The 8,599-nt window shown below is 62.7% G+C and carries 8 protein-coding genes and 4 tRNA genes; all 12 read left to right on the plus strand.

What is annotated here, in order from left to right:
* The first annotated feature begins 108 nt into the window (after positions 1–108).
* The 12 genes from B059_RS0104520 (at position 109) to tuf (ending at position 8,596) form a co-directional block, all read left to right on the plus strand.
* Positions 109–1,908 carry a tetratricopeptide repeat protein gene (locus B059_RS0104520; protein WP_018077058.1) on the plus strand — a complete coding sequence of 600 codons (1,800 nt, stop codon included), beginning with the start codon at positions 109–111 and terminating at the stop codon, positions 1,906–1,908.
* Complete coding sequence (gene lolB / locus B059_RS0104525) at positions 1,908–2,456, plus strand: lipoprotein insertase outer membrane protein LolB (RefSeq protein WP_018077059.1); 549 nt, start codon at positions 1,908–1,910, stop codon at positions 2,454–2,456. Before B059_RS0104520 ends, lolB begins: the two co-directional genes overlap by 1 nt.
* Complete coding sequence (gene ispE / locus B059_RS0104530) at positions 2,453–3,343, plus strand: 4-(cytidine 5'-diphospho)-2-C-methyl-D-erythritol kinase (protein ID WP_018077060.1); 891 nt, start codon at positions 2,453–2,455, stop codon at positions 3,341–3,343. The genes lolB and ispE overlap by 4 nt, the downstream gene beginning before the upstream one ends.
* 7 nt (positions 3,344–3,350) lie before the next feature.
* Positions 3,351–3,425 (plus strand) — tRNA-Gln (locus tag B059_RS0104535).
* A 71-nt stretch (positions 3,426–3,496) separates the two neighbouring features.
* Positions 3,497–4,447 carry a ribose-phosphate pyrophosphokinase gene (locus B059_RS0104540; RefSeq protein WP_018077061.1) on the plus strand — a complete coding sequence of 317 codons (951 nt, stop codon included), beginning with the start codon at positions 3,497–3,499 and terminating at the stop codon, positions 4,445–4,447.
* 93 nt (positions 4,448–4,540) lie between these two features.
* Positions 4,541–5,149, plus strand: a complete 609-nt coding sequence (locus B059_RS0104545; RefSeq protein WP_018077062.1) for a 50S ribosomal protein L25/general stress protein Ctc — start codon at positions 4,541–4,543, stop codon at positions 5,147–5,149.
* A gap of 47 nt (positions 5,150–5,196) precedes the next feature.
* Positions 5,197–5,802 (plus strand): aminoacyl-tRNA hydrolase, encoded by a 606-nt coding sequence (gene pth / locus B059_RS0104550; protein ID WP_018077063.1) that lies wholly within the window; start codon positions 5,197–5,199, stop codon positions 5,800–5,802.
* On the plus strand, positions 5,799–6,890 hold the full coding sequence (gene ychF / locus B059_RS0104555) for a redox-regulated ATPase YchF (protein WP_018077064.1): 1,092 nt from the start codon (positions 5,799–5,801) through the stop codon (positions 6,888–6,890). The genes pth and ychF overlap by 4 nt, the downstream gene beginning before the upstream one ends.
* 84 nt (positions 6,891–6,974) lie before the next feature.
* Positions 6,975–7,059: transfer RNA gene (locus B059_RS0104560), tRNA-Tyr, on the plus strand.
* A gap of 83 nt (positions 7,060–7,142) precedes the next feature.
* Positions 7,143–7,216, plus strand: a tRNA-Gly gene (locus B059_RS0104565).
* A 34-nt stretch (positions 7,217–7,250) separates the two neighbouring features.
* Positions 7,251–7,325: transfer RNA gene (locus tag B059_RS0104570), tRNA-Thr, on the plus strand.
* A gap of 80 nt (positions 7,326–7,405) precedes the next feature.
* Positions 7,406–8,596, plus strand: a complete 1,191-nt coding sequence (gene tuf, locus B059_RS0104575) for an elongation factor Tu (protein WP_018077065.1) — start codon at positions 7,406–7,408, stop codon at positions 8,594–8,596.
* Positions 8,597–8,599 lie beyond the last annotated feature (3 nt).

Raw genomic sequence — 8,599 nt, forward strand, 5'->3', positions numbered from 1 at the left:
GTGCAAAGCTGGAGCGGGCTTCATCGACGCAGATTTCGAGTGAACCTTGCTTGCGGGCAGGCCTCGAAAGCTTAGAATCGTGACAGCAACTCCACCAAGGCGACCTACATGACCCACCTCAACGTTCTCCCACTCTGTGCAGCGCTGGCGCTCGCGACCGCGTGCAGCCAGCCTGGCGTCAAAGCGTCGCAGCCGATGGTGGCGGAAACCCAGGCAGCGCCGGCTGTCGTCGCGGAAACGCAGGCGCCGCAATCTGCCGTGGTAGCGGGCGAAGCAGTCGCCGATCCTGTTGCAGAAGCGGCTGCCAAGGCACAGGCTGCGCTGCCCAGGCAGCCGCTCACTCCAGAAATCCTGTTCAAGTTTCTGGTGGCAGAGGTGGCGGGACAGCGGGGTGCGATCGGTGTTGCCAACTCGACCTATCTCGATCTGGCGCGGCAGACGCGTGATCCGCGCGTCGCCCGTCGAGCGGTAGAGGTCGCGATGTTTGCGCGCGACCAGGCAGGGGCGCTGGAGGCCACCCGGCTGTGGGCGGCGACGGAGCAGGACTCGGAACGCGCACAGCAGACCCTGGCGGCCTTGTTGCTGGGCGAGGGCCGGTTCGACGAGGCTGAACCCCTGCTGAAAACCCTGTTGAAACAGGATGCGGCCAACGGCTTTCTGCATCTGTCGGCGCTGACGGGCAAGCTGCGCGACACCCAGACTGTCCTGGAGCTGGTCGAACGCCTGGCAGCGGATTATCCGGAATTGCCGGAAGCGCGCTTTGCCGTCGCGCAGGCCGCAGCCAGTGCCGGCCGCTTCGATGCGGCAGTCGCGGCCTTGCAGCAGGCCGACAGCCTGCGTCCCGGCTGGGAGCCTGCGGCGTTGCTGCGTGTGCAGATACTGGGCAGGACTTCGCGCGCCGATGCGCTGGCCTTCATGCGCAGCTTCCTGGCGACCCACGCGGATGCACGCGAAGTGCGGCTGACCTATGCACGCACCTTGGTCAATGCCAATCAGTTCGCCGAAGCGCGCGTCGAATTCACCCGTCTGATGGGCGATTTTCCGCGCAATGCCGAAGTAAGTCTGGCCGCGGGTTTGCTCTCCATGCAAATGGGTGATTTCGACGCAGCCCGCGATTTGCTGGCCCGGACCCTGGAATACAACCCGCGCGACCCGGATACCGTGCGGTACTACCAGGGGCAGCTGGCCGAACAGATGAAACAGCCCGAGACGGCGGCCGCTTTCTACGCCGAAGTCAAGGCGGGCAATTATATGGTTCCCGCGCGTGCGCGCCAGGCCGCGCTGCTGGCGCAGGCAGGCAGGCATGATGACGCGCGTGCGCTGCTGGCTGCCACACAGGGTGAAAACGACGGGCAAAATGTGCGGTTGATTCAGGCGCAGGCTGAACTGATGCGCGACAGCAAGGCGCATGCGGCAGGTTTCGACATACTGTCGAATGGACTCAAGCGTTATCCCGATTCGGCGGATTTGCTGTACGACCGTGCCATGGCCGCGGAAAAACTCGGCAAGCTGGACGTGCTGGAAGCGGATCTGCGTCGCGTGATCACGCTGCGTCCCGGCGATGCCCAGGCCTACAACGCGCTGGGCTACACGCTGGCCGACCGCACCGACCGCCTTGCCGAAGCGATCGCCCTGCTGGACAAGGCGCTGGCGCTGGCTCCGGAAGACCCCTTCATCCTGGATAGCGTGGGTTGGGCGCAATACCGTTCGGGCGATCTGACGCGTGCGCAGGAATATCTGGAACGCGCCTACAAGGCGCGCCCCGATCCCGAAATCGCCGCCCATCTGGGCGAGGTGCTATGGGCGCGCGGACAGCGCGACGAGGCAGGCAAGCTGTGGCAGACCAGCCTGCAAACCCATCCGCAGAACGAGGTGCTGCTGGAAACCCTGCGCCGGTTGAAGCCCTGATGAGACGTCTGCTGGCGGCATTGCTGCTGACGCTGGCGGCCGGCTGCGCGTCCGTGTCGCCCACCGTTCCCACTGTTGCGTTGCCCCATGCCAACTGGACGCTGCAGGGGCGCATCGGCGTCCAGGCGGGCGAACAGAGCCTGTCGGGGAATATCCGCTGGCAGCATCGCGTGGAAGCGGATGAGGTATTGCTGATTTCGCCGCTGGGGCAGGGCGTGGCGCGCATCGTGCGTAACGCCGATGGGGTGACGCTTGAAGCGCCGAATCAGTCGCCACGCCACGCACCCGATGCCGAGTCCCTGACGCGCGAGGCTCTCGGTTATGCGCTGCCGGTGGCGGGCCTGGCATGGTGGGTACAGGCGCGTCCCGACCCCGGGCGCAGCTTCGAGGCCACGCACGACGGCAGCGGACGCATCGTGCAACTCAAGCAGGATGGCTGGGTGATCGATTATCTGCAATACGCCGCCGATGCGCGTCCGCGCAAGCTGGTGGTGGCGCGCGAGGGGCTGGAAATCCGTCTGGTGGCGGACAGCTGGCAAGCCGAATGAGCCACGCCTATCCCGCCCCCGCCAAGCTCAACCTGTTCCTGCATGTTATCGGCCGGCGCACCGATGGCTACCACCTGCTGCAAAGCGTGTTTCGCCTGATTGACCGTGCCGACACCGTGCATCTTGAATTGCGCGGCGACGGTCGCGTGGTGCGCGAAGACGACCTGCCCGGGGTGCCCGAAGACCGCGATCTGAGCGTGCGCGCGGCGCGCCTGCTGCAGGCGCATGCACCTGCAGGCGCCGGAGTGAGCATTCGTCTCGACAAGGCGCTGCCGATGGGGGGCGGACTCGGTGGCGGCAGCTCCGATGCGGCCACCGTGCTGCTCGCCCTGAACCGCCTGTGGCAGGTCAACCTGCCGCGTGAAACCCTGCAAAAGCTGGCGCTGCAACTGGGTGCCGACGTACCGGTGTTCGTGTTCGGCCAGACCGCGTTTGCCGAGGGCGTGGGCGAAATCCTGCGTCCGGCGAGTGCGCCGCCGGCATGGTATGTGGTACTAACGCCACCCGTGCAGGTGCCGACCGCTGCAATTTTTGCAGCGCCGGAATTGACACGTAACACGCCAGCCCTCAAAATGGCGCCCTTTTCCGCAGGCATGGGTCATACGACCTTACACGGGCTTCGGTCCGTAGAAAGTCGAAGTCCCCTCGCGGGGCATAACGACCTGCAGCCCGTGGTCGTCAGCCGCTATCCTGAAGTTGCCCGTCATCTCGAATGGCTGGCGCAGTTCGGCGAGGCGCGTATGACCGGATCGGGTGCCTGCGTGTTTGCAGCGTTTGGAACGGAAGAGGCGGCACAAGGCGTGCTGCGTCAACTGCCCGAGACGATGCAGGGTTTTGTGGCGCAGGGTCTCGACAGGCATCCCCTGTACGATTTTTGCGCCGGGTAGTGCCCATTGGGGAGTCGCCAAGTGGTAAGGCATCGGATTTTGATTCCGACATTCGCAGGTTCGATCCCTGCCTCCCCAGCCAGTTAAGCGAGCAGCCGCCAGTGGCGGCTGTTTTTGTTGTAGTGCGGACCAGCCAAAACGCCGGAGACTCGCGTGTCCATAGACAATCTGATGGTGTTCAGCGGGAATGCCAACCCGCGTTTAGCCAGTGATGTGGTGCGTCATCTCAATATCCATCTCGGGCGTGCCACGGTGTCGCGTTTCTCCGATGGCGAGGTGATGGTCGAAATCCTCGAGAACGTGCGCGGCAAGGACGTGTTCGTGCTGCAGTCGACCTGCCAGCCGACCAACGACACCCTGATGGAAGTGATGGTGATGGTCGATGCACTGAAGCGCGCCTCGGCTGCGCGCATCACGGCGGCGATCCCGTATTACGGCTACGCGCGGCAGGATCGGCGCACCCGCTCGGCGCGGGTGGCGATCACCGCCAAGGTGGTGGCCAACATGCTGCAGGGCGTGGGCGTAGACCGCCTGCTGACGATGGACCTGCATTCGGACCAGATCCAGGGATTCTTCGACATCCCGGTCGACAACATTTATTCCAGCCCGATCCTGCTGGGTGACATCTGGAAGCGCGACCATCCGAACCTGATGGTGGTGTCGCCGGATGTGGGCGGGGTGGTGCGGGCGCGGGCAATCGCCAAGCGGCTGGAGTGCGATCTGGCGATCATCGACAAGCGCCGCCCCAAGCCCAACGTGGCGAAGGTGATGCACATCATCGGCGACGTCAAGGACCGCACCTGCATCATCATGGATGACATGGTCGACACCGCCAACACGCTGTGCGAGGCGGCCACCGCGCTGAAGGGGCACGGTGCGAAAAAGGTCATGGCGTATTGCACCCATGCCGTGCTGTCCGGCAGCGCCGCTGAGCGCGTGACGAATTCCGCGCTCGACGAGCTGGTGGTGACCGACACCATTCCGCTGCGCGACGACGCGCGCGCATGCAAGAAAATCCGGCAATTGTCGGTGGCTGAATTGCTGGCGGAGACCATCCGCCGCATCAGCAACGAGGATTCCGTCAGTTCGCTTTTCATCGAGTAGGGCTGGCTGAATGCCCCTGGTCGCGGGGGCTTTTTGGGCATGCATTGACCATTTTCGGCAATGCATCATCAAGCAGTTAATTGGAGAGAACCTATGAATATCGAAGTCATCGCTGCCAAGCGTGAGCTGCAAGGTACGGGTGCGAGCCGCCGTCTGCGTCACGCGGGCAAGGTCCCCGGCATCGTCTACGGCGGTACGGCCGCCCCGGTGCAGATCGAGCTGGATCACAACGCGCTGTACCACGCACTGCGCAAGGAAGCTTTCCACGCCTCCGTGCTGACGCTGAACCTCGACGGCGCCAAGGAATCGGTGCTGCTGCGCGATACGCAATGGCATCCCTACAAGCAGCAGGTGTTGCACGTCGACTTCCAGCGCGTCGACAAGGATCACAAGATCCACGTCAAGGTGCCGCTGCACTTCCTCAATGCCGATGTGGCGCCGGGCGTCAAGACCGGCGGCGGCAAACCGCACCACATCGTGACCGAGCTCGACGTGCAGTGCCTGCCCGGCAGCCTGCCTGAGTTCATCGGGGTCGACATGGGCCAGCTCGAAGTCGGTCATTCGATCCATGCGAACGATCTGAAATTGCCCGCAGGGGTTGAACTGGTTGCGCACGTCAAGCAGGAAAACCCTGCGGTGGCGTCAATCAACGCGCCCAAGGGTGGTGGCACTGAAGAGGCGCCCGCGGCGCCTGCGGCGTAACCAGGCTGCGCAATTTCCGGGAGTTTTCATCCCGGTGATTGTGTGCCATGTGCGGCATGACAGCGCCTCGCCTGATTGTCGGCCTCGGTAACCCAGGGCGCGACTACGAAGAAACCCGGCACAATGCCGGGTTTTGGTTTTGCGCGTCTCTCGCGCAGGCGTGGGGCATTCCGCTGGCGCATGAATCGCGCTTTCATGGCATTGTCGGGTGCCGTCCCGGAAACGTCTGGATGCTGCTGCCGCAGACCTTCATGAATCGCTCCGGCCAGGCGGTCGGGGCGCTCGCGCGCTTTCATCGCATCGCCCCGGCCGAAATTCTGGTGGTGCACGACGAGCTCGACATCCCGCCCGGCCAGTTACGCCTCAAGTTCGGCGGAGGCATGGGCGGGCACAACGGCTTGAAAGACATCACCTCGCATCTGGGGACGCAGGACTACTGGCGGCTGCGCATCGGCATCGGCCATCCCGGCGACCGCAATGAGGTCGTGAATTACGTCCTGAAGCCACCGCGCCGCGAGGAGCAGCGCGAGATCGATGCAGCGATCGAACGTGCGGTCGGCCTCATGCCGCTGATCGAGCAGGGCGAGTGGAACGCGGCGACCCAGCGCGCCAATACCAACCCCTCAGCCAAACCCAAACAGGAAATCCCATGAGTCTCAAATGCGCCATCGTCGGATTGCCCAATGTCGGCAAATCCACGCTTTTCAATGCGTTGACCCAGGCAGGCATCGCAGCGGAAAACTATCCTTTCTGCACCATTGAGCCGAATACCGGCGTGGTCGAAGTACCCGATCCACGTCTGGCGGCGCTGGCGCAGATCATTAATCCACAAAAAATTGTCCCGGCCATTGTCGAGTTCGTGGATATTGCGGGCCTGGTCGCGGGGGCGTCCAAAGGCGAGGGGCTGGGCAACCAGTTTCTTGCCAATATTCGTGAAACGGACGCGATCTGCCACGTGGTTCGCTGCTTTCACGATGAAAACGTGATCCATGTCGCCGGCAAGGTCGACCCGCTGTCCGATGTGGAAACCATCGCCACCGAGCTGGCATTGGCCGATCTGGCAAGTGCCGAAAAAGCACTGGCGCGCTATGAGAAACCCGCCCGGGCTGGCGACAAGGATGCGCAGAAAATGGTTGCGGCCCTGAAGCCCGTGGTCGCCACCCTGAACGAAGGCCGCCCCGCTCGCGCCGCCGGACTGGATGCGGAGGGGCTGGCCGCGATCAAATCCCTGTGCCTGATGACGGTAAAACCCACGCTCTATGTCGCCAATGTGGCCGAGGATGGCTTCCACGATAACCCCATGCTCGATGCCCTGTGCGCGTTTGCCGAAAAAGAGGGCGCACCGGTAGTGCCGGTTTGCGCGGCGCTGGAGGCCGAGCTGCAGGAATTGTCGCCGCAGGAACGTGTGGAATACCTGAAAGAGCTCGGCTGGGATGAACCGGGGTTGAATCGCCTGATTCGCGCCGCCTACGATCTGCTCGGCCTGCAGACCTACTTCACCGCCGGCGTGAAGGAAGTACGCGCCTGGACTATCCGTAAGGGCGACACCGCACCGCAGGCGGCGGGGGTCATCCACACCGACTTCGAGCGTGGCTTCATTCGCGCGCAGACCATCTCGTTCGAGGATTTCGTCGCCTGCAAGGGCGAGCAGGGCGCCAAGGAAGCCGGTAGGATGCGTGCCGAGGGCAAGGAATATATCGTCAAGGACGGCGATGTCCTGAATTTCCTGTTCAACGTGTGAGATTCGGTATGGGGAACGGGGAGTTTTCATGCGGGGTGTTTGACAGGGGCTTCTGAAAGACCCTATAATTTCGCGCTTCGTTTGGGTGGGGTTCCCGAGCGGTCAAAGGGATCAGACTGTAAATCTGACGGCTCTGCCTTCGAAGGTTCGAATCCTTCCCCCACCACCAGTTTTTTGCAGTTCGAGCGGGGCTAAGCGGGTGGAGCGTGGTTGTTGACGCTTTAGCGGCTTTACAACCACGATCTACCCCTTGCGGGTGTAGCTCAATGGTAGAGCTGAAGCCTTCCAAGCTTAAGACGAGGGTTCGATTCCCTTCACCCGCTCCAGTTTTGTGTGGGCTTATTTGGTAGTAAGTCCGAAGCCCATGTAGCTCAGTGGCAGAGCACTCCCTTGGTAAGGGAGAGGTCGGCAGTTCAATCCTGCCCATGGGCACCATGTTTTGCGTATCGGCCAGGATGGCGGGCGGTGCGCCGGTTTGAAAAGCGGTTCTTGTGCAAATTTGAGGGGTACTTGAAATGGCTAAGGAAAAATTCGAGCGGACCAAGCCGCACGTAAACGTAGGCACGATTGGACACGTTGACCACGGCAAGACCACCTTGACCGCGGCGATCACCACCATTCTGTCGAAGAAATTTGGCGGTGCTGCCAAGAAGTACGACGAGATTGACAACTCGCCGGAAGAGAAGGCGCGCGGCATCACCATCAACACCTCCCACGTCGAGTACGAGACCGCGAAGCGTCACTACGCCCACGTCGACTGCCCGGGCCACGCCGACTACGTCAAGAACATGATCACCGGTGCCGCGCAGATGGACGGTGCCATCCTTGTCGTTTCCTCTGCTGATGGCCCCATGCCGCAGACCCGCGAGCACATCCTGCTTGCCCGTCAGGTCGGCGTGCCCTACATCATCGTCTACATGAACAAGGCCGACATGGTCGACGACGCCGAGCTGCTCGAGCTCGTCGAAATGGAAGTCCGCGAACTGCTGTCCAAGTACGACTTTCCGGGCGACGACACCCCCATCATCGTTGGTAGCGCGCTGAAGGCCCTTGAAGGCGACCAGAGCGACATCGGCGAGCCCAGCATCATCAAGCTGGCCGAAGCGCTTGACAGCTACATTCCCGAGCCCGAGCGCGCCATCGACCGTCCCTTCCTGATGCCTGTTGAAGACGTCTTCTCCATCTCCGGTCGCGGCACCGTCGTCACCGGCCGTGTCGAACGCGGTGTCATCAAGGTTGGTGAAGAGATCGAGATTGTCGGCATCGTTCCGACCGTCAAGACCACCTGCACCGGCGTCGAGATGTTCAGGAAGCTGCTCGACCAGGGCCAGGCTGGCGACAACGTTGGCGTGTTGCTGCGCGGCACCAAGCGTGAAGAAGTCCAGCGCGGCCAGGTTCTGGCCAAGCCCGGCTCCATCAAGCCGCACACCAAGTTCAGCGCCGAGATTTACGTCCTGTCGAAAGACGAAGGCGGCCGTCATACGCCGTTCTTCAACGGCTACCGTCCGCAGTTCTATTTCCGCACCACCGACGTCACTGGCAGCATTGAGCTGCCGGCCGGCACCGAGATGGTGATGCCTGGTGACAACGTCAGCATCAAGGTTTCGCTGATCCAGCCGATCGCCATGGACGAAGGCTTGCGCTTCGCCATCCGCGAAGGCGGCCGCACCGTCGGTGCAGGCGTCGTGGCCAAGATCGAAGAGTAAGGC

The sequence above is a fragment of the Thiobacillus denitrificans DSM 12475 genome (genome assembly GCF_000376425.1).
Lineage (GTDB): Bacteria > Pseudomonadota > Gammaproteobacteria > Burkholderiales > Thiobacillaceae > Thiobacillus > Thiobacillus denitrificans.

What these genes read in the sequence shown, in the direction of transcription:
- B059_RS0104520 (WP_018077058.1), top strand. Translation starts at nt 109, where the DNA reads ATGACCCACCTCAACGTTCTCCCACTCTGTGCAGCGCTGGCGCTCGCG.
- lolB (WP_018077059.1), top strand. Translation starts at nt 1,908, where the DNA reads ATGAGACGTCTGCTGGCGGCATTGCTGCTGACGCTGGCGGCCGGCTGC.
- ispE (WP_018077060.1), top strand. Translation starts at nt 2,453, where the DNA reads ATGAGCCACGCCTATCCCGCCCCCGCCAAGCTCAACCTGTTCCTGCAT.
- B059_RS0104545 (WP_018077062.1), top strand. Translation starts at nt 4,541, where the DNA reads ATGAATATCGAAGTCATCGCTGCCAAGCGTGAGCTGCAAGGTACGGGT.
- pth (WP_018077063.1), top strand. Translation starts at nt 5,197, where the DNA reads ATGTGCGGCATGACAGCGCCTCGCCTGATTGTCGGCCTCGGTAACCCA.
- ychF (WP_018077064.1), top strand. Translation starts at nt 5,799, where the DNA reads ATGAGTCTCAAATGCGCCATCGTCGGATTGCCCAATGTCGGCAAATCC.
- tuf (WP_018077065.1), top strand. Translation starts at nt 7,406, where the DNA reads ATGGCTAAGGAAAAATTCGAGCGGACCAAGCCGCACGTAAACGTAGGC.